Here is a 25,322-nt window from a genome sequence, read left to right on the forward strand (position 1 = left end):
TCAACAATAATTAATGTTTATCGACGCGTTTATCGAGTTGTTCGCGAATTTCTTGCTGCAACTGTTCACACAAAGTGACATCGCCCAAGGGCTTTCCATCGTTATCGGCGATAAAGAAAATATCTTCTACGCGCTCGCCCAAGGTGGCGATTTTGGCGTTGAGTAGCTGGATATCATAGTCCATGAAGATTCGCCCAATGCAGGCCAGCAAGCCGGGGCGATCGGGACTGATAACTTCCAGCACACTGCAATTGCGAATGGTATCGGTGCTGAGTGATGTGCGAGTAGGTGAGGCAAAGTATTTGAGTCGGCGCGGTGTGCGGCGGCCAATGATATCGCGATAGTTATCCACCAAACTCAATTCTTCCAGTAGCGCTTGCTGGATTTTTTTCAGCAGTGTTTGATTGTTGCCCAAGGGCTCACCATTTTCATTGAGCACAAAAAAAGTGTCTATGGTATAGCCGGATTTGGAGCTGTAAATCTTGGCATCCTGAATGCTGAGGTTGAGCAAGCTCAAGGCAGTGGCGGCCGCAACGAACACATTCTTCTGATTTTTACTGTACACAAAAATTTGTGTAGCACCGGCTAATTCTTTGCTGGTGGTTTTTTTAATCAGGATTAAAGGTTTGTCATCGGTACGCGCGGCAATTGCTTCGGTGTGCCAGGCAATATCGGTAAAGTTTTCACGCAGGAAATAGTCTTCATCCATATCGCCCCACAGCGCAACCACTTGCTCTTTGCTCAGCCCTTTGCGTGCCAGTTTGCGAATGGCAGCTTGCTGCGTTTCTTCAATCAGGTCGTGTTTGTCGACAGTGTTTTCCAGACCGCGCCGCAATGCGCGGCGAGTATCCAAATACAGGTTGCGCATTAGACTGGCGCGCCAGGTATTCCACAGTTCTTTGTTGGTGCCATTAATATCAGCTACTGTGAGGCAGTAGAGGTAATCAAGGTGCAACTGATCACCAACAGTAAGCGCAAATTTATGGATTACATCCGGATCTGAAATATCCTGTTTTTGCGATACTTGCGACATCAACAAATGTTTTTCCACCAGCCAGCAAATCAGACGGGTTTCGCGCGGTGATATACCGTGGCGAGTACAAAATTCTTCGGCGTCAACCGCGCCCAACGTGGAGTGATCGCCGCCGCGTCCTTTACCAATATCGTGATACAAACCGGCAATGTACAGCAGCTCCAGTTTGGGCAAGCGTGTCATGATAGTTGCCGCGACAGGAAAATCTTCTTTGGCGGAGGGCAGTAAAAAGTTACACATGTTCTGCACGACTTTTAATGTGTGTGCATCCACGGTGTAGATATGGAACAAGTCGTGCTGCATTTGCCCGGTGACCTGACCAAACTCTGGCAGGTACAGGCCGAGAATACCGTAGCGCGACATACGCTTTAACTGCTCAACCAATCCAGCAGGGTGCTGCAAGAGTTTGATAAATAATTGCGTATTTTTAGGGTTGCTACGGAAGTTATCGTCAATAAGATAACGGCTTTCGCGAATCCAGCGGATGGTGGAAGCACGCACTCCCTGGATCTGCGGGTTTTGTGCCATAAGCACAAACATTTCTAACAGCGCGGACGGGTTTTCCTCAAAGACATAAGTGTGTGTTGCTTCGATAAAATTATCGCGCAACTGAAAGCGCTCATTAATAGACACCACACTTTTGGTTTTGCCTTTTTGTAAAATCGCTTCGGACAAAAATTGCAGCACCACATCGTTAAGCTCGCGCAGGGCAAGCACAGTGCGATAATACTTGTGCATGAACTGCTCAACAGCAAGGCCTTCATGGTTGTCGCTGTAACCGAATAATTTGGCGATCTCACGCTGGTAATCAAACAGCAGCCGCTCTTCCGGGCGCTTGGCAACCATATGCAATGCATAGCGCACACGCCACAAGTATTCTTCGCCGGAGTTAATCAGTGAAAACTCTTCGTCGGTGAAAAAACCTTTGCCTTCCAATTGTTTAATGGTGCGCACACCAAAGTAGCGTTTGGTAACCCAATTGATGGTCTGAATATCGCGCAAGCCGCCGGGCGCATTTTTGATGTTGGGTTCCAGGTTGTATTCGGTATCGTTATATTTTTTATGGCGATCCAATTGTTCCTGGTATTTAGCGCTGAAAAATTCTTCAATCGACCAGATTTTATCTGGCGCGGCTTCTTTCATTAATTCGTGACGCAGGGAGCTATCGCCCACCAAGGTACGCGATTCCATGATATTGGTCGCTACGGTAATGTCGGTGCGCGCTATATCAATAGTTTGTTTAACGGTGCGCACACTGCTACCAATTTCCAGTCCTATATCCCACAGCAGGGTGAGAAATTTTTCGATATTTCCTTTGCAGCTTTCAAAGACTTCGGGGTGGTGCAGTATTAACAAATCAATGTCAGAGCAGGGGTGCAACTCACCGCGTCCATAACCACCAACGGCTTCCAGGCTGATGTGTGCAGGCCAGCGGAATTGGTGCCAGGCATAGTGGAGTATGCAATCGATGAACAGCGCGCGCTCGTACACCAAGCTGCGAATATCTTCGCCTTCAATAAAGCGACGATTGGCTTGGGTGCTCGCGGCGTTTATCGCATCTTTAAAGACCCCGATAATGGGCTTTTCCGCCAAGGCACGGCGAAAGCGGCTCTGGTCAAAAAAGAATAAGGGGCGCTCAAAATAAGGCACCTCCTCCATAGATACCGGAGTATCTATTGGGGGAGTGGCGACGCTATCGCTGGTATCCAGTTCAGGTTGTGAGGATTTGTTGAAAACACGCGCGATAAAATCGGAAATGCTCATAAATTAAAATACTTCGCCAGTACGTGCGGTAAAAACTTCAACACCGTCACGGGTGACGACCATGGTGTGTTCCCATTGTGCCGAGAGTCGGCCGTCTTTGGTTTCTACGGTCCAGCCATCGCTTTTCAGTTTGGTGTGGGGTTTGCCTGCATTGATCATCGGTTCAATGGTGAAGCACATGCCTTCTTTTAATTCCATTCCCGTATCCGGGCGGCCATAGTGAAGGATCTGCGGATCTTCATGAAACACCTTGCCAATACCGTGGCCACAGTATTCGCGCACTACGGAATAGTAATTGGATTCAGCATGTTGCTGGATAACGTGGCCTATATCGCCCAGGCGGCAACCGGGTTTTACCAGTTTGATGGCTTTGTACATGCACTCCTGAGTCACCTGCACCAAACGCTCGGCATGAGGGGCGGGTGTGCCAACAAAGTACATAGCACTGGTATCGCCGTGATAACCCTCATAGATCACAGTGACATCAATATTGACGATATCGCCCGCTTTCAGCACTTTTTTCTCGGAGGGAATACCGTGGCAAATCACCTGATTCACCGAGGTGCAAATTGATTTGGGAAAACCGCGGTAACCCAGGCAGGCGGGGATGGCCTTTTGCACATTCACTATGTGATCGTGGCAGATCTTATCCAGTTCGGCGGTGGTTACGCCTGGCTGCACATATTGACCAATCATTTCCAATACTTCGGCTGCCATGCGGCCTGCGACACGCATTTTGGCGATTTCTTCGGGAGTTTTGATAGTTACTGACATGAATTCAGGGTATCTCGGCGGGTGAATAGAAAGTTACAACATTCTAAACGATTCCGACCTGTTTTGACCAAAATCAATCCTCTATCAGGGTTATAGCAGTCTCTGGATTTGCAGCAGTGATATATAAGAAGGGAGAGGTCAGGCGGTAAAGACCGCCTGACTCATGGGGAAGGGGGGCTGAGTCTATCGGTGAAGCCCGTGAGTGCGCACTTGGGTGAGGGCGTGAATAACGCCGCGCAATTCAGCCAGCCCTTTCATTCGCCCGGCATAGGAGTAGCCGGGGTTGATGCCGGGCTTGCCAATTTCATCACCCATCAGGTGGCCGTGGTCCGGGCGCATCGCAATGGCTGGCAGGTTAATGCCTTGCTGTTTGCGGCGACTTTCTTCTTCTAATAATGCATCGATCAGGCCGACCATATCGTTGTCGCCATCCAGGTGATCCGATTCAAAGAAGGAGCCATCGGCTTCGCGTTTAATGTTGCGCAGGTGCACAAAGTAAATGCGCTCGCCGAATTCACGCGCCATGGCAACCAGGTCATTGTCACAGCGTGCGCCGTAAGAGCCGGCGCAGAGTGTTAAGCCGTTTGCCGGGCTGGGTACGGCGTTGAGCAGTGCGCGAGCATCATCGGCGGTAGATACAACACGCGGCAGTCCAAACAGCGAGAAGGGTGGGTCATCCGGGTGGATGCACATGCGTACTCCGGCCTCTTCGGCTACAGGAATAATTTCGCGCAGGAAGGCAAACAGGTTGGCACGCATGCCGTCATCGCCCATTTTGATGAAGAGATCGATAGCGGCGCGAATTCCATCGCGATCATAAGAGCCTTCACCGCCGGGTAGTCCGGCAATGATATTTTTCTCCAGCAGCACTTTTTCTTCGCTGCTCATGGCATCAAGACGAGCCTTGGCTTTGGTGAGCACCTCAGGCTGATAGTCCTGTTCGGCGCCGGGGCGTTGCAGGATATAAACATCATAGGCCGCAAAATCGCTCATCTCAAAACGCAGCGCGCGGGCGTTGTTGGGCAGGGTGTAATTAAGGTTGGTGCGAGTCCAATCGACGACCGGCATAAAGTTGTAGCAGACATCGTAAACACCGGCTGCACCCACATTGCGAATGGACTGTTTGTAGTTGTCGATGTATTGCTGGTAGTTGCCAGTGCGGGTCTTGATATCGTTGTGAAGCGGGATGCTTTCGATAACAGCCCACTCAAGTCCTTGATCTTCAATGATTTTTTTGCGTTCCAGCACTTCCTCAAGGGGCCAGACGGCACCTGTGGGTATGTGGTGTAAGGAGGTGACGATGCCGGTTGCGCCTGCTTGCGCAATGCTTTGCAGGCTGACGGTATCGTTTGGGCCAAACCAGCGCCAGGTCTCTTTCATGGTGGTCTCGCTACAATTTACAGAGTGTGATGCGAACTAGTATACAAGTAGTGTGGTGTTTGTCCTAGAGGGGAATCTTGCTTTTCGATGGCTGGATGCAAGGCTTGGGGCTTACTTTTTGGTTTATTCTGCCTGTTGTTTGTGATATAAAGCGCGCCTCTTTTTGCGGAGGCTGTCGCCAGCGCAGGAAGAAAAATCCGTTTTTAAATGTAATTTACCAACGTCACATATATACCGACACGCAAAACCTGGGTGCCCAATGGCTGCTGTATAGCGTCCATGATGGTTGGTTAGCGGGGTATATAGAGGCCTAACCCAGTAGGAATACTAAAATGCCACAAGTAAGCATGCGCGATATGTTGTCTGCCGGTGTCCACTTCGGTCACCAAACCCGTTACTGGAACCCTAAGATGGGCAAGTACATCTTTGGTGCGCGTAACAAGATCCATATTATTAACCTTGAGCACACTGTGCCTGCGTTCAACGAAGCTCTTGCTTTGATTCAACAAATGGCCTCTCAAAAGAAAAAGATTCTGTTTGTTGGTACCAAGCGCGCTGCGCAAAAGACCATCAAAGAAGAAGCTATCCGCGCTGGCCAGCCTTTTGTTAGTCACCGCTGGTTGGGTGGCATGCTCACCAACTACAAAACCATTCGCGCCTCTATCCGTCGCTTGCAAGAGCTGACCACCCAGAGCGAAGACGGTACTTTTGCCAAGTTGACCAAAAAAGAAGCGCTGATGCGTACTCGTGATATGGAGAAGCTTGAGCGTTCAATTGGCGGTATCAAAAATATCGCTGGTTTGCCTGATGCAATGTTTGTTATCGACGTTGATCACGAGCGTATTGCGATTCAGGAAGCCAACAAGTTGGGTATCCCTGTTATTGGTATCGTTGATACTAACAGCAACCCTGAAGGTGTTGACTACGTAATTCCAGGTAACGATGACGCCATTCGTGCGATCAAGTTGTATGTGTCTGCCATTGCTGATGCATGTCTGGAAGGTTCCAAGTCAGCGTCTTCTGTGCCAAACAAAGATGAATACGTAGCTGCCGAAGGCGCTGCTGAGTAATCTCGCGACGTAATCAAGCGACCAAAGCGCTGCCAGCTTGTGCATAAGCGCAGCGTTGTCGGAAGAGGGGGCTTGGCCCCCTTTTTTCAACTTTGAATTTGAACATTTATTGAGGACACATCCATGACAGCTGTTACTCCTGCTTTGGTAAAAGAACTGCGTGACCGTACTGGTCTGGGCATGATGGAATGTAAAAAAGCCTTGGGCGAAGCCAATGGTGACATCGAACTGGCCATTGAAAACCTGCGCAAGGTTTCTGGTTTGAAGGCCGCTAAAAAAGAAGGCCGTACGGCGGCTGACGGTGTAGTGGCTGTTAAAGTTGCTCCAGATAACAGCTACGGTGTTGTTATTGAAGTTAACTCTGAAACTGACTTTGTGGCGCGCGATGCTGGCTTCCTGGCTTTCGTGAACAGCGTGTTGGATAAGGCATTTGCTACCAAACAAACTGATGTTGCTGTTGTTATGGCAGGCGAGTTGGAATCAGCGCGTGAAGCGTTGGTACAAAAAATCGGCGAAAAAATCAGTGTTCGTCGTATTAGCCTGGTTGAAGGTGGTGTTGTTGGTGGTTACCTGCACTTGAACAACCGCATTGCGGTACTGGTTCAATTGGAAGGTGGTAATGAAGAGACTGCTAAAGACGTTGCTATGCACGTAGCGGCAGTTAATCCACAAGTGGTTAGCTCCGACCAAATGCCAGCTGATCTGGTAGAAAAAGAGAAAGAAATTATCCGTGCTCAACCTGATATGGCTGGTAAGCCTGCTGAAATCGTTGAGAAGATGATTGGTGGTCGTATCAGCAAGTTCCTGAAAGAGGCTAGCTTGGTTGATCAGGCTTTCGTTAAGAATCCAGAGCAAACTGTTGCTCAATTCGCTAAAGCTGCTGGCGCAACCGTTAAGAACTTTGTGCGCTTGGAAGTGGGCGAAGGTATCGAAGTTGCGGTTGTGGACTTTGCTGCTGAAGTTGCTGCTCAGGTAGCTGCTAGTAAAGCTTAATCCGTTTTTACGGATATTAAAAAACCCGCGCAATTTACATTGCGCGGGTTTTTTATTGGTCTGAATTTTTAGGTTATTTATTTCCATCTCTCATAAAATTGGAAATAAAAGCGCGCTCTTCTAAAGTTTATCCTCAGCTAGAATGCAGCGGTTTCGCCCCAGCTCTTTTGCTTTGTACAGAGCGTTGTCGGCGCGCTTGAAGCAGGTGGCAAAATCCTCGTTAGGTTGATGTTCGCTCACGCCAAAGCTCGCGCTCAGTTGAATCTCTCCATTGAGTTTAACTTTGCTATTGGCCAGGGTGTTGCGAATGGTTTCCGCAATAGACATCGCTATTTTTGTGCTGGTGCTGGGCATAATCATCACAAATTCTTCTCCGCCCCATCGGCCAACAAAGTCGTTTGCGCGCATATTGTCTTGAATGATGTTGGCGATGTGCTGTAGCACCAGGTCACCCTTGTCGTGCCCGTGTTGATCATTAATTTGTTTGAAGTGATCAATATCGGTAATGATGAGTGCGTACTTGGCTGAGGTTTCCGGGTGATTCTGATCCGCTAAGCTGGCGACAATCTGGTCAATGCCAAAGCGATTGTAGAGTTGGGTTAGTGGGTCGACGGTCGACAAGCGGCGAAACTTATTCGTCTCTTCGCGGAGTTGTTCGTTGGTGTTGCTCAGTTGATTGATGATATGGGTGTCGTGCTGGGTCTGTGCATTCAGCTTGATCAATTTCTTAATCGCAAAAATAAAAATGCCTAGCATCCACAGGCAGAGTATGCCGAGATACCAGTGCTCAGTGCTGATCCATTCGCCGTGTAATTCGAATTTCTCAATAGAAAATTGATGCGTGCCCGGTTGCTCGGGGCCGCCAAAGTCGATGGTGATGGAAATGGCGTTGGTAAATTCCGGTGCGGCCCGGGCGAATGGAATGTTGAACTGGTTTAGCCACCAGTCGGCAACTGTAAATGCTGTTAGTGCCAGCTTGTGTTCCCGGTTCAGATCCTTGGTGTGAAGATGTACTGCATTGAATTTGGTGCTGTTTCGATCTTCTACATTGGAATAGGTGGGGTTGTAGTTGCGAATGGCAATTCGGACTTTATTGGCTGGGCCAGTGTAATTCATGTGAATGGTCAGATTTTCATAACCCGATAAATCCCTGCCTTGATCGATAGTGCTGGACAAATCCATGGTTATTCCACAGGGAAAGTAGTCCCCGTCAAAATTGTCCGGATAATTGCATTGCCAGCTGGTGTACTCCTCGTTAGTCCATTCAGATGATGGGGTGCCATCAGTCAGTGGCTCGCTGTTAAGGAAGAGGGGGATGCTTGGGTTTGAGATTAATGCCAAGCGTTTATCGGGGATAAAGTGCACGCCCACAACGAGCAAAATGGTCACCACTATGACGGCTAGCAGGATGGAGTTAAAGCTTTTGTCATTCATTGGCGGTTTGCTCCCTTGAAAAACCATCCACCAAGTATTGCCCAATAAATGCAGGTTTCAACGTCAGGTCGACATTAGGCAGGTAAATCTTTCATTTGCCTGCTTGCCTTGCGAAATGCGATCAACTTGGGTCACCTGTTTTGTTGATTTCTGTTACACTGCACCGATTTTTCGGCCCCTCAGTAGGTGTGGGCATTTGCGGCTAACTCATTGTTTTGGAGAGCATTTATGTCCAGCCCCAGAGATAAAAAGTACAAGCGCATTTTATTGAAGCTCAGCGGTGAAGAGCTGATGGGTACGGAAGGATTTGGTATTGACCCTAAAGTGCTCGACAAAATGGCCCTGGAAATCGGTCAATTGGTTGGCATTGGCGTACAAGTTGGTTTGGTCATTGGTGGCGGCAACCTGTTTCGCGGTGCTGCATTAAGTGCGGCTGGCCTTGATCGAGTGACTGGCGATCATATGGGAATGCTGGCCACAGTCATGAATGCGCTGGCGATGCGCGATGCGCTTGAACGCTCCAATATTTCCTCTCGGGTGATGTCAGCTATCCCCATGAGTGGTGTTGTTGAGCACTATGATCGCCGTCGTGCTGTACGTTTCCTGAACTCCGGTGAGGTGGTTATTTTTTCGGCAGGTACTGGTAATCCGTTTTTTACCACCGATTCTGCGGCTTGTTTACGCGGTATTGAAGTCGATGCCGATATAGTGCTCAAGGCAACCAAGGTTGATGGTGTCTATTCTGCAGACCCGAAAAAAGACCCGACGGCCACCAAGTATGATCGTTTGTCCTACGACGAAGTACTGGATAAAAAATTAGGTGTAATGGATCTGACAGCGATTTGTTTATGTCGCGAGCACGATATGCCGGTGCGCGTATTCCGTATGAATAAAACCGGTGCGCTGTTGAATATCGTGGTTGGCAGTAATGAAGGTACTTTGATTGAAGAGGATAAATCATGATCAATGATATTAAAAAAGACGCTGAAGGGCGCATGAAAAAAGCTGTTGAAGCACTGGCGAACAATTTCAATAAAATCCGTACTGGCCGTGCTCACCCCAGTCTGTTGGATGGTATTAGCGTGAATTACTACGGTACACCGACCCCTCTGTCACAAGTGGCTAACATCAATATCGAAGATGCACGCACCCTGTCGATTAGCCCTTGGGAGCGCAATCTGGTGCCCGAGATTGAAAAGGCGATCATGAAATCCGATTTGGGTTTGAATCCCTCTACCACTAATGGTCTGATTCGTATTCCATTGCCGATGCTGACTGAGGAAACGCGTAAGCATTTCATCAAGCAGGCGCGTGCTGAAGCAGAGAATGGCCGCGTTGCTGTGCGTAATGTGCGTCGCGATGTGCTGGGCGATATCAAGGCGCTGCTGAAAGACAAAGCCATTGGTGAAGATGAGGATCGCCGTGCACAGGACGATATTCAAAAAATTACCGATAAATACATCGCTGAAGTGGATAAAGCGCTGGCAGCCAAAGAAGTTGATTTGATGGCTGTGTAATCTGCATCATCTGGCGAGTCGCATCCTTCCGGGAGGCGGCTCTGCTTCCCGCACTACGACTAGATAATTTCATTACAAAAACAAAAAACGGGTTGTCGGTGAGAATCCGATGCTGGCCTGTCGCTGGGAGAGTACGCGTGACTGATAATAGTCTTCGCCACGTGGCGATCATTATGGATGGCAATAACCGCTGGGCAAAACAGCGCGGTATGGCGGGGGTTTCCGGTCATAAGGTTGGTGTTGAGCGCATTCGTGATGTGATGGCCGCCTGTCAGGATCAGGGCGTGGAAGTGCTCACCGTATTTGCCTTCAGTAGTGAAAACTGGCGTCGCCCTCCCATGGAGGTGGATGCCTTGATGTCGCTGTTTCACCTCTATTTAAAAAATGAAGCCAAAGCGCTCAAAAAGAAGGGTGTGGCGTTACGGGTGATTGGTAACCGTGAGCGTTTTAGTCCGGCAATTCAAAAAGCGATTGCTGCCGCTGAGGCATTAACGGCAGGCGGTAAAACGACGTTGGTAATTGCTGCTGATTATGGCGGTCGCTGGGATATTGCCGAAGCAGCTCGCACCTTAGCGCAGCGCGTCAGTGAAGGGCATTTGGACGTAGCGGCGATTGATGAATCTGTATTGCATGCGCATACCTGCTTGGCGGACTTGCCGCCTCTGGACTTGTTGATCCGCACCGGGGGTGAAGTTCGCATCAGTAACTTCCTGTTGTGGCAATGCGCCTACGCGGAACTCTATTTCAGCGACAAACTCTGGCCTGATTTTGACGGCGATGAATTAAAAAAGGCGATTGCCAACTTCTACGAGCGTCAGCGCCGTTTTGGTATGACCAGTGATCAAATTGAAGCGGGTGCATTGAATGCTTAAGCAGCGCGTAATCACCGCCTTGGTATTGGCGATCATCTTTATTGCAGCCCTGTTTGGCCTGCCTGCGGGTTATTTCTCTTTTTTTATCGGCGCAATCGTGCTGATTGGCGCGTGGGAGTGGGCTAATCTCGCGGGGTTTTCTGCGCTTTGGCAGCGTTGCCTCTACACGCTGTTTATTCTGCTTGCGCTGTTTGTGGTATCGGTTTATCTCGGGTTTGATGGTAGTGGTAGCCCTGCGTTGGATTCCCATGCTGTCCAGCAATTGCTGGTTGCTGGTTGTGTGTGGTGGGCACTTGCATTGTTATTGGTGCAGGGTTATCCCAGCAGCGCTCTGTTGTGGGGGCATAAAGCCTCACGGTTGGTGATAGGGTTATTGGTATTGTTGCCTACTTGGGTGGCATTGGTTTATGTGCGTCAGCACACTTCCGGGGCATGGTTAGTTTTACTGCTAATGCTGATTGTGGCAGTGGCAGATAGCGGTGGTTATTTTGCCGGCAAGCGTTTTGGTCGCGCCAAGTTGGCGTCTGCTGTTAGTCCCGGCAAAACCTGGGAAGGTTTTGCCGGTGGCTTTGTTGCCAACTGTGTACTGGCGCTGTTGTTGAGCGTCTGTCTGGATGTGAGTCTCCTGTTGATGCTTGCCTTGGTTGTGCCTACCAGCCTTGTGTCAGTGCTGGGGGATCTGTTGGAAAGTATGCTTAAGCGTCATGCGGGCATCAAAGACAGTGGCGCTATTTTGCCCGGGCATGGCGGCATCCTTGATCGTGTCGATGGTGTTACAGCAGCGGCGCCGGTATTTGCGCTGGCATTATTGGCCAGTGGTGCATTCTCGACAACAGCAGGATTCTAGGTCATGCAGCCAGCGGTTCAGTATATTACGATTTTGGGTGCGACCGGCTCCATTGGTGTCAGCACACTCGATGTGATTGCCCGTCACCCAGACCGCTATAAGGTATTTGCCCTGACGGCGGATCGTCGTTGGCAGTTATTGGCTACCCAATGTTTGCAGCACCAGCCGCGCTATGCCGTGCTAAATGACGCCAGTGCCGCGAGTGAATTAACACGTGAACTGCGTAAACAAGGTTGTAATACCGAGGTGCTACAAGGGTTGGCCGCGCTGGAATTGGTGGCTGCTCATGGGCAGGTCGATGCAGTGATGGCCGCTATAGTCGGTGCTGCAGGTCTGCTACCCACGCTGGCGGCAGTGCAGGCTGGTAAAAAAGTATTGCTCGCTAATAAAGAAGCCTTGGTGATGGCAGGTGGCCTGTTTACCCAGGCAGTGAATAAAAGTGGTGCGCTGCTGCTGCCGATTGACAGTGAGCATAATGCGATTTTCCAGTGCCTGCCAAATCATCGCAGCGACTATTTGGCCGGTGGCTTGGTTTCAAGTGGGGTGCGTAAAATTCTCCTGACGGCATCTGGCGGTCCATTTCGTAACACGCCGCTTGCCGATTTGCCGCATGTCACGCCGGAGCAGGCCTGTGCCCATCCAAATTGGAGCATGGGGCAGAAAATTTCCGTCGATTCAGCCAGTATGATGAACAAGGGGCTTGAGCTGATTGAGGCCTGCTGGCTGTTCAATACCCGTCCGCATCAGGTGCAAGTCGTCATTCATCCGCAAAGTGTGATTCATTCGATGGTGGAGTATATCGATGGTTCGGTGCTTGCCCAGTTGGGTAACCCGGATATGCGTACCCCCATCGCCCATGCCCTGGCTTGGCCTGAGCGGATTGAATCCGGTGTGGCAAGCCTCGATATTATTGCAACAGCGCGCCTTGATTTTAGTGCGCCTGACTTACAGCGCTTTCCTTGCCTGCGATTGGCGCAGAAAGCGGCAGATGTCTCTGGCACTGCCCCCGCACTATTGAATGCGGCGAATGAAATCGCTGTAGCCGCCTTTCTTGCACGGCAGATTCGTTTCGATCAAATCGCTCAAGTTATCGACCATGTGTTGACGCGTCTTGACGCCGTTGAACCAACCAGTTTGGCACAGGTTCAAAGTGCAGACGCCGAGGCTCGTGCCTTGGCCAGTCAATTGATCAAGAGCTGGTGATGATTATCCCGGGGCAGTCCTTATGTCGTTGATTCAGACAATTATTTCATTTGTTGTCGCACTGTTGATTTTGGTGTCTATCCATGAGTTTGGGCATTTTTATGTCGCCCGTCGCTGCGGTGTGAAAGTGCTGCGCTTTTCTATTGGCTTTGGCAAGGTGCTTTGGTCGTGGCGTGATAAGCAGGGTACAGAGTATGCACTCGCTGCATTACCCTTGGGCGGTTATGTCAAAATGCTGGACGAGCGTGAAGCGCCGGTGGCAGAGGAAGAGCGATCCAAGGCGTTTAACAATAAAACAGTCTGGCAGCGTATCGCCATAGTTGCCGCCGGGCCTTTGGCTAATTTTTTACTGGCGATACTCCTGTTCTGGATACTCCTGTTGCAAGGCCAGCGCGACCTTATTCCGCAAATTGGTAGTGTTGAGCCGGGTTCCATTGCTGAACAAGCCGGCTTGGAAGCAGGGCAGGAAATTATTGCCATAGATAACATACCCACGCCTACCTGGCAGGCGCTTAATAAAGCACTACTTAATCGCTTGGGTGAGAGTGGTGCAATACGCTTTAAGGTCGCTTATCCGGATTCTCACTTTACCTATGAGTCAGAAGGGCGATTGAATAATTGGCTTAGGGATTCCGGTGATCCAGATCCGGTTGCCGGATTGGGCATCACCCTGTACTTACCCAAAATACCACCCATTGTCGATGAAGTTGTGGCGGGTGGCGCTGCAGAGACTGCCGGTTTTGTGAGTGGTGATACCCTGATCTCGGCCGATGGTGTTGCGATTGATGACTGGCAGAGCTGGGTGGATTATGTGCGTCAACATCCGGGCAAGAGTATTGCTGTGGTGGTTGAGCGTGATGCCAGAGAATTAACCCTGAACCTTGTTCCTGAGTCGATTAAAGAGTCGGGCGTGCTGGTCGGTCGGGTTGGACTGGGTGCGAAGGCTGGCTCTATTCCTGACTCTATGATCCGTACTTATGAGTATTCTGTGCCTGGCGCCTTTGTTGCCGGGGTCAATAAAACCTGGGAAACCTCAGGCTTTGTACTTTTATCAGTCAAAAAATTGATTCTTGGCGAAATTTCCACGAAAAACTTGAGTGGACCGATAACCATTGCTAAGGTGGCGGGCTCTTCAGCCGAGAGCGGTTTGAGGAGTTTTATTGGTTTTGTCGCTCTGCTGAGTGTGTTCCTCGCAGTATTTAACCTTTTACCTATCCCGGTATTGGATGGCGGTCACTTATTTTATTACTTCATTGAAGTAATTAAGGGAAAACCGGTGTCCGACAGAGTGCAGATGCTGGGGTATCAGGTTGGACTCTTCTTGGTCATCAGTCTAAGCGTGCTAGCGCTGTATAACGACATCATGCGGCTTTAATCTGGCAGTGTTGCCGGGCCGTAACCAACATTCATTTACGATTAGAACAGATTCTATGATGCGAGTTTCGATGCGAGTTTTTGGCTGTTTTCTGGCACTCTTCCTGTCCTGTACAGTTTATGCACAGACTTTCCGTGTAAGCGATATTCGCGTAGAGGGGTTGCAGCGCGTTTCAGCGGGGTCTGTATTCAGTGCGCTGCCAATCCGTGTCGGCGATCTACTCACTCAGGCTGATATTCAAAGCGCTACTCGTGAGCTATTCAAGGTAGGCTACTTTTCCGATGTCGAAATCAAGCGCGATGGCGATGTGCTGGTATTGGTGATCAAAGAGCGCCCGGCAATCAATAAAATTGAATTGAAAGGCAACAAGGCCATCAAAACAGAAAACCTGATGGACAGCCTCAAAGACAACAACCTATCGGAAGGGCAAATTTTCCAACGCGCTACCCTTGAAGGTATTACCCAGGCATTGCAGCGCGAATATGTTAACCAGGGTCGCTACGGGGCCAGCGTCAAAATTGAAATCGAAGACATGCCGCGTAACCAGGTTAAGGTGCTGGTGAATATTGATGAGGGTAGTCCGTCACGCATCAAGCAAATTAACATAGTTGGCAATAGCAGCTATCGCGAAGAAGAGCTGATCGACCTGTTTGAATTAAAAACAACTGGCATGTGGTCGTGGATTTCCGGTAACGACAAATACAACAGGGAAAAATTGAAAGGTGACCTGGAGCGATTGGAATCCTGGTATTTGGATCGCGGCTACCTCAACTTCAAAATTGATTCATCACAAATTTCGTTGAGCACAGATAAATCCAAAATATTCATTACAGTGAATATTACTGAAGGCGAGATTTACCGAATCAGCGATATTGACCTAGCGGGTGATCCGGCGATTGATGAAAATATTATTCGCAGCATGATCCTGATGAGAAAAGATCAGATTTTCTCCCAGATTTTGATGACCACATCAGAAGAATATGTCACCAAGCGTTTGGGTAATGAAGGGTATACTTTTGCCAAAGTGCAAGGTATGCCAGAGCGCAATGACGCCGACAAAACGGTAAAAATTACCTTCTTCATCGAACCTGGCAAGCGTGCCTATGTAAATCGTATTAATTTCCGCGGCAATACAAAAACGGTTGACGAAGTGTTACGCCGTGAAATGCGTCAAATGGAGGGGGGGTCTGCCAACTCCGCACAAATTGAACATTCCAAAGTCCGTTTGGAACGCTTGGGCTTCTTCAAAGAAGTGAAAGTTGAGAATAAAGAAGTTCCAGGAACTTCTGATCAGATTGATGTTGAATATACCGTTGAAGAACAACCCTCCGGCAGCATGGGGTTGCAGGTTGGTTATGCGCAATACTCAGGCCTCTTATTCTCAGCCAGTATTCAACAAAACAACTGGTTCGGAACGGGTAAGCAGGTTGGCTTCAGCTTTAGCCATAACCGTTATCAAACCGCTTACAACTTTAACTACAACGATCCTTATTTTACGCCGGATGGTGTTAGCCGTGGTTTAAGCTTGTACTACACCAAAAGCGATTACGGTTCATACAATGTCACGCCGTACAGTACGAATGTCTATGGTGGCAAAATCAATTTCGGCTATCCCATTTCTGATATTGAGCGTATCGGCTTTGATATAGGTTTGCGTAGTCTGGAGGTAGAACCTACCAGCTATTCATCTCAGGAAATTATTCGTACGCCTATCTGGAATCCGACTTATGGCTATATTACCCAAGATGAAAATTACGAGCTTACCATACGCCAATTGTTGGGCTTGGATTATCCCAGCGGTAGCTTTGAGATTAAAACAGTAGATGAAAGTATGTTGGGAACACCTGGCTTTCTGGATATTTATGGCGATACATTCAATGATGCACAGGTGAGTATGTATTGGCTTAGATCTACTCTTAATAGGGGGATTCTTGCTAACCGTGGTGCCTCACAACAATTGGGTGTAGAAATTTCATTGCCTGGTGGTGATTTGCAATATTACAAAATTAACTACACTGGGCAGATATTCCAGCCTCTAACTCGATCCTTAACGCTGCGTCTCCACACTCGCTTGGGTTATGCATCTGCTTATGGTGATCTGGATGAGTTGCCATTCTTCGAGCATTATTATGCGGGTGGCTTTGGGTCTGTACGCGGATTTGAACGTAACACCCTGGGGCCTCGCAGTACCTATATTCGTCAAGCGGTTTCTGTTGCAACCACATGGGATGATGTGAATGGTGATGGTATTCAACAGTCTAACGAATTGAGCAACCCTGCTTATATTCTTTGTACCGACCCTGATACGCCGAACTACAGAGATAAGTCGAACGTGACATGTGATGAAGGGAATCTGATTTCAAATGTAAATACCAATAATTTGGTAGGCAGAACACGTGGTGCGTTTGGCGGTAATATTTTGATTCAAGGCGGTGCCGAAATATTGTTCCCGCTGCCATTTATCAAAGATCAGCGCTCGTTACAAACCACGTTCTTTATCGATGCCGGTAATGTATTTGATACCCACTGTGGCGCGACCCAGTTGAATTGCTATGATGTGGATCTTGATCGCATTAACGCATCGGTTGGTTTTGGTTTAACCTGGATTTCTGGCTTCGGACCAATGACGTTTAGTATTGCCGAGCCATTTAAGGAAAATGAGTATGATCGTACAGAAGTGTTCCAATTCTCATTGGGACAAACGTTTTAATAATAATTTGTTGGGCTAATTATTCAGAGGAATAAATTGTGACTGTTACACAAAAGATGTTTGCTGCTATTGCGTTATCTCTGGTATCTGCTGTGTCATTTGCACAGGGAAAAGTGGTTGTGCTGGATCCAACAGGTGCAGTGATGGGTACCGCCGCCGCCAAGGCCAAGTTTGATAAATTGCAGAAAAGTGCTGATTTTGCCGCTGCCAAAGCGAAGTTGGATGGTTTGGCTGCCGACATCAAAGCACTTCAAACGGAATATCAAAAAGACGGTATGACCTGGAGTGCTGAAAAGCGCGCAGAAAGTGAAAAGAAATTGCAAAGCTTGGGGCAAGATTATCAGTTCCAGGGCAAGAAACTGCAGGGCGAGCAACAAGCGCTGATGCAGCAAATCATGCAAGAGCTGGGTCCAAAAATGGAAGCAGTAGTGAAGCAATTGGTTGAATCTGAAAACATCAGCATGATCGTTGATGCCAAATCAGTCATGATGGCAAAGCCTGAAAATGATTTGACTCCAAAAGTGACTGAGCTTTTGAACAAAGCCAAATAATCAAAGCGAGTATATAGTGAAGCGCTCTTATCAATTGCTTGAACTGGCACAACATCTGGATGCTGTGTTGGTTGGTGATTCAAAGCATGAAATAAGCGCGCTGGCAACATTGCAAAATGCCAATGCCCATAGCCTTGGTTTTATTGCTAATCCTGCCTATAAAAAGTATTTGACCTCTACCCAAGCGGGTGCACTGCTGATTCATCCTGATTTACAGGATGAATTCAGCGGTAATAAATTAGTGACAACTAATCCCTATATCGCCTACGCGCGGGCTTCAGCGTTGTTTTCGTCTGCACCTGTGCCGGCGATTGGTATTCATCCAACTGCTGTCGTTGGTGAGAATTGTGTTATCGCAAGTGATGTGTCTATCGGTGCAAATGCCGTTATTGGCGATGCTGTGACCTTAGCTGAAGGTGTTGTTATAGGCCCTGGCTGCTATATCGGTGACGATAGCCTGATAGGAAAAAACACACGCCTCGCCGCAAATGTTAGTATCTATCACGGTATTACCATTGGTGAAAATTGTATTCTGCACAGCGGCTGTGTAATCGGCGCTGACGGTTTTGGCTTCGCGCCCCAAGCGGGGGGCTGGCTTAAGATCCACCAATTAGGTGGTGTAGTTATTGGTAATAATGTTGAGATTGGCGCTTGTACCTGTATTGACCGCGGCGCTCTGGATGACACCTGGATTGCTGACGGTGTCATCATCGATAATCAAGTCCAAATTGCCCACAATGTACGAATTGGCAAAAATACCGCAATCGCAGGCCATTCCGCGATAGCAGGAAGCACTACAATAGGTGCGAATTGTACTATTTCCGGTGCGGTGGCGATTGTGGGACATATTTCTTTGACAGATAAGGTTCATATTACGGCCCGAAGTTTGGTATCTGCCTCAATTAGCGAAGCTGGCTCTTATTCTTCCGGTACTCCGCTTGCGCAGACAAAAGACTGGCGTAAAAATGCGGCGCGCTTTCGTCAGTTGGATTCATTAGCGACACGCTTAATAAAACTTGAACGCAAATAGCGTACATATAATTTCTATTTATTCCTTGGGGCTTAACCATGATGGATGTTAACGAAATCCGTGAATATCTCCCGCATCGCTATCCGTTTTTGTTAGTGGATCGCGTAGTAGAGCTGATTGAAGGTGAATCAATTATTGCCTACAAAAATATCACTGTGAATGAAGAAGTGTTCAATGGTCACTTTCCTCAAAACCCGGTTTTCCCAGGTGTAATGATTCTTGAAGCTATGGCGCAGGCATCCGGTATTTTGGGTTTTAAAACCATGAATAAAAAACCGGAAGATGGCTCTATTTATCTCTTCGCTGGTGTTGATGATGTTCGCTTCAAAAGACAGGTTGTACCAGGTGATCGCCTGCAACTTGAATCGCGTGTGATTTCAGAAAAGCGCGGCATATGGAAGTTTGAATGCAAAGCAAGTGTAGATGGTGTGTTAGCGGCATCCGCAACTATTTTGTGTGCCGATCGTAAAGTTTAAGACGACGATTACTGAATTCAGTGAGAAAGTATTTTGATAGATCCATCTGCAATCATTCATCCTGATGCCAAGCTTGCGCCTGATGTGCAGGTTGGCCCTTGGACAATCATTGGCCCCGGTGTAGAGATAGACGAAGGCACTGTCATTGCATCCCATGTTGTGCTGAAAGGCCCCACTAAAATTGGTAAACATAATCGCATTTTTCAATTCTCCTCAATTGGTGAAGATACGCCTGATTTGAAATACAAGGGAGAGCCAACACGTCTGGTTATTGGTGATCACAATGTGATTCGCGAAGGCGTAACCATTCATCGCGGTACCGTTCAGGATCGCAGTGAAACCACTCTTGGCAACCATAATTTACTCATGGCATATGTGCACGTTGGTCATGACAGCGTTATTGGTAATCACTGCATTCTGGTTAACAATGCGGCACTTGCCGGCCATGTGCATATTGGTGATTGGGCGATCCTCAGTGGTTTTACGCTGGTCCATCAATTTTGCAAGATCGGTGCTCATAGTTTTTCTGGTATGGGCAGCGCTATAGGTAAGGATGTTCCTGCCTATGTCATGGTGACGGGTAGCCCGGCAGAAGCCAAAAATATTAATGTCGAGGGGCTGCGTCGCCGCGGTTTCACCAAAGACGATATTGCCTTGTTGACCAAGGCATACAAAATTATTTATCGCCGTGGTTTAACACTTGATGAAGCGCTGGCGGAATTGAATCCCTTGGCTGCTACTTCACCAGCATTACAAGTATTAATCGATTCATTAAACGCTTCAACGCGCGGTATCGTTCGCTAACGCTATTTTTGCGAGAGTCATTGTGCCGAGTTATAAAATCCGGAGGGCTGAGTGTCTGATCACATACACATAGGTATTGTTGTCGGAGAAGCCTCCGGAGATATTCTCGGGGCGGCGTTAATGCAAGAATTGCGCAAACATTTCCCCAATGCGCAGTTCTCCGGTATCGGCGGTCCGCGCATGTTAGCCTTGGGTTTTCATTCCTATTTTCCTCAAGATCGCCTTGCAGTGATGGGGTTGATCGAACCGCTAAAAAGACTGCCAGAATTGTTGCGCATTCGTCGATTTTTGCGCGAACATTTCATCAAGACTCCTCCCGCTGTATTTATTGGTATCGACTCACCCGATTTTACTATTCCACTCGAAGCTTCCTTAAAAGAGAAGGGGATTAAGACGGTACATTACGTCAGCCCCTCAGTCTGGGCGTGGCGACAAAAGCGTATTTTTAAAATTGCCCGCGCAGTGGATTTAATGCTGACCTTGCTGCCGTTTGAGGCAAAGTTTTATCAAGAACACAATGTGCCCGTGGAATTTGTAGGGCACCACTTGGCAGATGAAATTCCATTCGAGGTTGATAAGGTTGCCGCACGACAATCACTGGGGCTACCCGAACAGGGGCGTATTGTCGCCTTGTTACCCGGTAGTCGAGCCAGTGAAGTGGAGCGCATGGGTGAAGTATTCATGCAGGCGGCCGTGCATTGTTTGGCGCAGGATCCCGGGTTGTTATTTGTCATTCCTGCGGCCAGCCCAGATCGTTATCGCCAACTGCATATAGCGATGAATGATTTTGTCGATTACCCGATTCAATTAATTAATGGTCATTCCCATGAAGTAATGGCCGCGGCGGATGTGTTATTGCTAGCCTCGGGTACGGTAGCCTTGGAAGCCTTGTTGTTAAAAAAACCTATGGTAGTTGCCTATAAGGTGGCACCACTTACCTTTAAAATTTTGTCCTGGTTGGTTAAAACCCCTTGGATTTCACTGCCTAATTTACTTGCACAAAAATTGTTGGTGCCAGAGTTGTTGCAGGATAAGGCAACACCGGAAGCATTATCTGCTGCTGTGATGAATTATTTTGATAACCCTGAGCAAACCCTGGCGCTCAGCCAGACATTTGCACAAATGCACCTTGAATTGAAGCGCGACGCCAGTGCGCGAGCTGCTGACGCGATTGCAGCACTTATTCATTCCCCCGTAGCGAAACAGGTCTAATTGTGATTGAGCCATTTATCAGTATTTATCAAGGTGAACTTTGTGCTGGTTGCGATGAAGTAGGGCGCGGGCCATTAGCGGGCGATGTGGTTGCTGCCGCAGTTATTCTTGATCCACGAAATCCTATTATGGGGTTAGATGACTCAAAAAAACTGACAGAAAAAAAGCGTGAATTATTATTTGATGAAATTCAGGCAAAGGCCAAAAGCTGGTGTATTGCTCGCGCTTCGGTAGCTGAAATTGATAGTTTGAACATATTGCAAGCGAGCTTGCTGGCAATGACGCGTGCTGTGCAAGGCTTGGCTATAGAGCCTGAGCATGTATTGGTTGATGGCAATAAATTACCCAAATGGAAATACACTGCCGAAGCAGTGGTAAAAGGGGATAGTCGTGTGGCAGCGATCAGTGCGGCTTCAATTCTTGCCAAGGTGACACGTGATCGCGAAATGGTTTCCTTGGATAAGGTGTACCCTGGTTACGGTTTTGCAGACCATAAAGGCTATCCCACAAAGGTGCACATGGATGCTTTGGAACGTTTGGGGGTTACGCCTATCCATCGTCGATCTTACGCGCCTGTCAGAGCCAGAATTGAACAGATCGCTTTATTCTGATCCTCCTTTTTTCTTCTCGCCTTAAGTAAATACTATGCCTGCAGCAAATTTTGTTCATTTGCGTTTACACACAGAGTTTTCGCTAAGCGATAGTTTGGTGCGCATCAAATCATTGGTTAAACGGGTGGCAGAATTAAACATGCCCGCCTGTGCTATTACCGATCAGACAAATTTTTATGGCCTGATAAAATTTTACAAAGCGGCGCAGGGCGCAGGTATCAAACCGATTGCTGGCAGTGATTTTTGGATTGCCAGTACCGATAGTGAAGGCAAGCCAACACTAATTACCTTGCTGGCCATGAATGATAAGGGCTATAAAAATATTATTGAGTTGATTTCGCGCGCATGGCGTCAGGGCCAGCAGCAGGGCGTGGCCTATTTGCAGCGCGAGTGGATCAGTGAGTTCAGTGACGGTGTGATTGCCTTATCGGGCGGAAAAGTTGGCGATATTGGAATGGCGTTGTTGGGCGGGCGTGCAGCACAAGCGGAGGAATTGCTGCAGGGGTGGATGCAGGATTTCCCCGGCCGCTTTTATTTGGAGCTACAACGCACAGGTCGCGAGAACGATGAAAATCATTTGCATGCGGCGGTGGCACTCGCCACAGAAATGAATTGTCCTGTAGTTGCAACGAATGATGTTCGCTTTTTAAAAGCCAGTGAATTTGAAGTGCATGAAGCACGTGTGTGCATCAGTGAGGGTCGAACACTGGATGACCCGCGCCGCGAGCGCCGCTACAGTGATCAGCAATACTTGCGCTCGGCTGAGGAAATGACAGAGTTATTCAGTGATATTCCTGAGGCCATCACCAATACCGTCGAAATTGCTAAACGTTGCACTATTACTATTCAAATGGGCAAGTATTTCTTGCCGGAATACCCTGTACCGGAAGGCATGACCGAGGCGGAATTTTTTCGCAAAATTTCCCACGAAGGATTGGATCAGCGGTTGGAGCGTATCCTGGATAAAAGCGAAGCCGATTATTCGGAGCAGCGTAAGATCTATGAAGATCGTTTGAATTTTGAGTTAGATATTATTAACCAGATGGGCTTCCCTGGTTACTTCTTGATTGTAATGGACTTTATCCAGTGGGCGAAGGATCACGATATTCCCGTTGGTCCGGGTCGTGGTTCGGGTGCGGGTTCGCTGGTTGCTTACTCATTAAAAATTACTGATCTTGATCCGCTGGAATACGATTTGCTGTTCGAACGTTTTCTAAACCCTGAGCGGGTTTCCATGCCGGACTTCGATATCGATTTTTGCATGGATAATCGCGATAAAGTAATTTCTTATGTTGCCGATAATTACGGCCGCGATGCGGTAAGCCAGATTATTACCTTCGGTACCATGGCCGCAAAAGCGGTAGTGCGCGATGTGGCGCGGGTGCAGGGAAAATCCTACGGCCTTGCCGATAAGCTTTCCAAAATGATTCCACCCACACCGGGGATGACGCTGGCACAGGCATTACAAGAAGAGCCACAACTCAAAGAATTTATTGAGATAGATGGCGATGCTGGCGAAATTTGGGAAATGGCAGTTCAGCTTGAAGGTTTGACGCGTAACGTCGGTAAACACGCCGGAGGTGTTGTTATTGCGCCTACCAAACTCACGGATTTCTCGCCGCTGTATTGTGATGAAACCGGCGGCGGTTTGGTTACCCAATTCGATAAAGGCGACGTAGAAGAAGCGGGCTTAGTGAAGTTTGACTTCCTCGGTTTGCGTACGCTCACGATTATCGACTGGGCGCGCATTATGATCGATAAGCAGCGCCTTAAAAAAGGCGAAGCGCCGCTGGATATCAGCGCCATTCCGCTTGATGATCCCAAAACATTTGGCTTGTTAAAGCGCGCAGAAACTACCGCGGTATTCCAGCTTGAATCGCGCGGCATGAAAGATTTGATCAAACGCTTACAGCCGGACAACATCGAAGACCTCATCGCATTGGTAGCACTATTCCGCCCCGGCCCCTTGGAATCGGGCATGGTGGATGACTTTATCAACCGTAAGCACGGCCGCGCACAAGTTGCTTATCCCGATGCAAAATTCCAGCACCAAAGTTTGAAACCGGTACTTGAGCCAACCTATGGCGTTATCGTTTATCAGGAACAGGTAATGCAAATTGCACAGGTGCTTGCTGGCTACACCCTCGGCGGTGCGGATATGTTGCGTCGTGCAATGGGTAAGAAAAAGCCGGAGGAAATGGCCAAACAGCGCGCGGTGTTTGAGGAGGGTGCGAAGAATCAGGGCGTTGATCCTGATCTGGCTATTAAAATTTTCGACCTGGTGGAAAAGTTTGCCGGTTACGGTTTTAACAAATCCCACTCCGCCGCCTACGCGATTGTTTCCTATCAAACTGCTTGGCTAAAAGCACATTACCCGGCGCATTTTATGGCGGCTACCATGTCTTCGGATATGGATAAAACCGATAAGGTGGTTACCTTTATCGAAGAATGTCGCACCATGAAATTGAAGCTCTTGCCACCGGATGTGAACTCCGGCGAGTTTCATTTTACGGTCGATGATGCAGGCCGCATTATTTATGGTTTGGGTGCGATTAAAGGTTTGGGAGAAGGCCCGGTTGAATCGATTATTGCGGCGCGCAATGAAGGCGGCCCCTTTAAGGATTTATTTGATTTCTGTGCCCGTGTTGATCCGCGCAAAGTAAACAAGCGCGCACTGGAAGCGATCATCCGCTCGGGTGCGGCAGATAATTTGGGGCCAACGGCCAATACTCCGCAACACAATATTGATCATGATCGCGCCGTCATGTTTGCAGCGATGGGCGAGGCAGTGAAAACGGCTGAACAGGCCATGGCCAATACCAACGCCGGTATGATGGATTTGTTCGGTGCGGTGATGGCAAGTGATGACAGTAACGCTGATGTCTATGCCGATTTCCGACGTGTGCGCACCTGGACCATGAAGGAGCGTTTAAATGCGGAGAAAGAAACCCTCGGCTTATACCTGACCGGTCACCCGATTGATGAATATGAAAGTGAATTAACGCACTTGGTGAGTTCGCGTATCTCCAATCTTAAACCCGAAAAAGGCAGCCAGACCATTTCCGGTTTGGTAATTTCCCAGCGCGTAGTGAAAACCAAACGCGGCGACAATATGGCGATTGTCACGCTGGATGATCGTACCGGGCGCATGGACGTCACCTTATTTGCAGAAGCCTTTAATGCGGCACGTGATGTGTTATTGAAAGATGGGTTGTTGGTAGTGAGTGGGCAGGTCCGTTACGACGATTTCAGTGGCATGCTGAAAATGAGCGCCGATAACATTCGCCTGTTGTCTGATGTGCGCCAGGAAAAAGTGCGCGAACTCTGGTTGGAGCTGGAGTCTGGCATTTTGCCCACCAGTTTCAGCCGCGACCTAACCGATATGCTTGACCCTTATCGCCAGTCGCCCCAGCAAGATGCACGCTGCGCTATTGTGGTTGATTACGTACGCAGCGATGCCCGTGCTCAATTGCGTTTTGGCAGCGAGTGGAATATCCGCCCGGAAGATGAATTGCTGCAGCGCCTGCGCGATGCCTATGGCAGTGGCAAAGTCCGTTTGGTTTATTAATCGGTTGTTAAGCTTCAGGATTCTAAAGGCGTGCTTTGCTAGGTTATTTTTGTCTGTCGCAGGAATCTCACCCGACTAAACTCAGAAAAGAGACCGTA

20 protein-coding genes are annotated in these 25,322 nt (G+C 48.5%); 16 read left to right on the forward strand and 4 right to left on the reverse strand.

The annotated features are described in order from the left end of the window. Positions 1–10 precede the first annotated feature (10 nt). From B0D95_RS01625 to uxuA, 3 genes are all read right to left on the reverse strand, one after another. Entirely contained in the window at positions 11–2,797 is a 2,787-nt protein-coding gene (locus tag B0D95_RS01625) for a [protein-PII] uridylyltransferase (protein ID WP_371452902.1), read from the reverse strand. Positions 2,798–2,800: 3 nt separating this feature from the next. Next, positions 2,801–3,571 (reverse strand): type I methionyl aminopeptidase, encoded by a 771-nt coding sequence (gene map, locus B0D95_RS01630; RefSeq protein WP_078042276.1) that lies wholly within the window; start codon positions 3,569–3,571, stop codon positions 2,801–2,803. 183 nt (positions 3,572–3,754) lie between these two features. Continuing rightward, complete coding sequence (uxuA, locus tag B0D95_RS01635) at positions 3,755–4,951, reverse strand: mannonate dehydratase (RefSeq protein ID WP_078042277.1); 1,197 nt, start codon at positions 4,949–4,951, stop codon at positions 3,755–3,757. 332 nt (positions 4,952–5,283) lie between these two features. On the opposite strand from uxuA, the gene rpsB reads away from it, so the two are divergent. Together rpsB and tsf are read left to right on the forward strand one after the other, a co-directional pair. Further along, positions 5,284–6,021 (forward strand): 30S ribosomal protein S2, encoded by a 738-nt coding sequence (gene rpsB, locus B0D95_RS01640; RefSeq protein ID WP_078042278.1) that lies wholly within the window; start codon positions 5,284–5,286, stop codon positions 6,019–6,021. Positions 6,022–6,144: 123 nt separating this feature from the next. Beyond that, positions 6,145–7,014 carry a translation elongation factor Ts gene (gene tsf, locus B0D95_RS01645; RefSeq protein WP_078042279.1) on the forward strand — a complete coding sequence of 290 codons (870 nt, stop codon included), beginning with the start codon at positions 6,145–6,147 and terminating at the stop codon, positions 7,012–7,014. A gap of 120 nt (positions 7,015–7,134) precedes the next feature. On the opposite strand, the gene B0D95_RS01650 is transcribed toward tsf, so the two are convergent. After that, the gene (locus B0D95_RS01650; protein WP_168172381.1) at positions 7,135–8,448 is read right to left on the reverse strand and encodes a GGDEF domain-containing protein; all 1,314 of its coding nucleotides are present in this window, start codon (positions 8,446–8,448) and stop codon (positions 7,135–7,137) included. A 228-nt stretch (positions 8,449–8,676) separates the two neighbouring features. Between B0D95_RS01650 and pyrH the strand changes: the two genes are divergently transcribed. The 14 genes from pyrH (at position 8,677) to dnaE (ending at position 25,224) form a co-directional block, all read left to right on the forward strand. Further along, on the forward strand, positions 8,677–9,411 hold the full coding sequence (pyrH, locus tag B0D95_RS01655) for a UMP kinase (protein WP_039911917.1): 735 nt from the start codon (positions 8,677–8,679) through the stop codon (positions 9,409–9,411). Further along, on the forward strand, positions 9,408–9,965 hold the full coding sequence (gene frr, locus B0D95_RS01660; RefSeq protein ID WP_078042281.1) for a ribosome recycling factor: 558 nt from the start codon (positions 9,408–9,410) through the stop codon (positions 9,963–9,965). Before pyrH ends, frr begins: the two co-directional genes overlap by 4 nt. Before the next feature lie 173 nt (positions 9,966–10,138). After that, a complete protein-coding gene (gene uppS, locus B0D95_RS01665; protein WP_244904813.1) occupies positions 10,139–10,837 on the forward strand; it encodes a polyprenyl diphosphate synthase in 699 nt (232 codons plus the stop codon). After that, positions 10,830–11,684, forward strand: coding sequence for a phosphatidate cytidylyltransferase (locus B0D95_RS01670; protein ID WP_078042283.1), 855 nt, complete (start codon positions 10,830–10,832; stop codon positions 11,682–11,684). The genes uppS and B0D95_RS01670 overlap by 8 nt, the downstream gene beginning before the upstream one ends. 3 nt (positions 11,685–11,687) lie before the next feature. Continuing rightward, complete coding sequence (gene ispC / locus B0D95_RS01675; RefSeq protein WP_078042284.1) at positions 11,688–12,887, forward strand: 1-deoxy-D-xylulose-5-phosphate reductoisomerase; 1,200 nt, start codon at positions 11,688–11,690, stop codon at positions 12,885–12,887. Positions 12,888–12,909: 22 nt separating this feature from the next. Further along, positions 12,910–14,262, forward strand: a complete 1,353-nt coding sequence (rseP, locus tag B0D95_RS01680; protein ID WP_078042285.1) for an RIP metalloprotease RseP — start codon at positions 12,910–12,912, stop codon at positions 14,260–14,262. Positions 14,263–14,332: 70 nt separating this feature from the next. Then, positions 14,333–16,972: an outer membrane protein assembly factor BamA gene (bamA, locus tag B0D95_RS01685; RefSeq protein ID WP_078042286.1), complete on the forward strand. Its 2,640-nt coding sequence runs from the start codon at positions 14,333–14,335 to the stop codon at positions 16,970–16,972. Between the two features lie 38 nt (positions 16,973–17,010). Further along, positions 17,011–17,523: an OmpH family outer membrane protein gene (locus B0D95_RS01690; RefSeq protein WP_244904661.1), complete on the forward strand. Its 513-nt coding sequence runs from the start codon at positions 17,011–17,013 to the stop codon at positions 17,521–17,523. 13 nt (positions 17,524–17,536) lie between these two features. Then, complete coding sequence (gene lpxD, locus B0D95_RS01695; protein WP_078042288.1) at positions 17,537–18,553, forward strand: UDP-3-O-(3-hydroxymyristoyl)glucosamine N-acyltransferase; 1,017 nt, start codon at positions 17,537–17,539, stop codon at positions 18,551–18,553. A 38-nt stretch (positions 18,554–18,591) separates the two neighbouring features. Continuing rightward, on the forward strand, positions 18,592–19,029 hold the full coding sequence (gene fabZ, locus B0D95_RS01700) for a 3-hydroxyacyl-ACP dehydratase FabZ (protein ID WP_007642969.1): 438 nt from the start codon (positions 18,592–18,594) through the stop codon (positions 19,027–19,029). A 33-nt stretch (positions 19,030–19,062) separates the two neighbouring features. Further along, complete coding sequence (gene lpxA / locus B0D95_RS01705) at positions 19,063–19,833, forward strand: acyl-ACP--UDP-N-acetylglucosamine O-acyltransferase (protein ID WP_078042289.1); 771 nt, start codon at positions 19,063–19,065, stop codon at positions 19,831–19,833. 51 nt (positions 19,834–19,884) lie between these two features. Next, positions 19,885–21,045, forward strand: a complete 1,161-nt coding sequence (gene lpxB / locus B0D95_RS01710) for a lipid-A-disaccharide synthase (protein WP_078042290.1) — start codon at positions 19,885–19,887, stop codon at positions 21,043–21,045. 5 nt (positions 21,046–21,050) lie between these two features. Then, on the forward strand, positions 21,051–21,656 hold the full coding sequence (gene rnhB, locus B0D95_RS01715) for a ribonuclease HII (protein ID WP_078045582.1): 606 nt from the start codon (positions 21,051–21,053) through the stop codon (positions 21,654–21,656). A 34-nt stretch (positions 21,657–21,690) separates the two neighbouring features. Further along, positions 21,691–25,224 (forward strand): DNA polymerase III subunit alpha, encoded by a 3,534-nt coding sequence (gene dnaE / locus B0D95_RS01720; RefSeq protein WP_078042291.1) that lies wholly within the window; start codon positions 21,691–21,693, stop codon positions 25,222–25,224. The last annotated feature ends 98 nt before the right edge of the window (positions 25,225–25,322 follow it).

The organism is Cellvibrio sp. PSBB023 (genome assembly GCF_002007605.1).
GTDB lineage: Bacteria > Pseudomonadota > Gammaproteobacteria > Pseudomonadales > Cellvibrionaceae > Cellvibrio.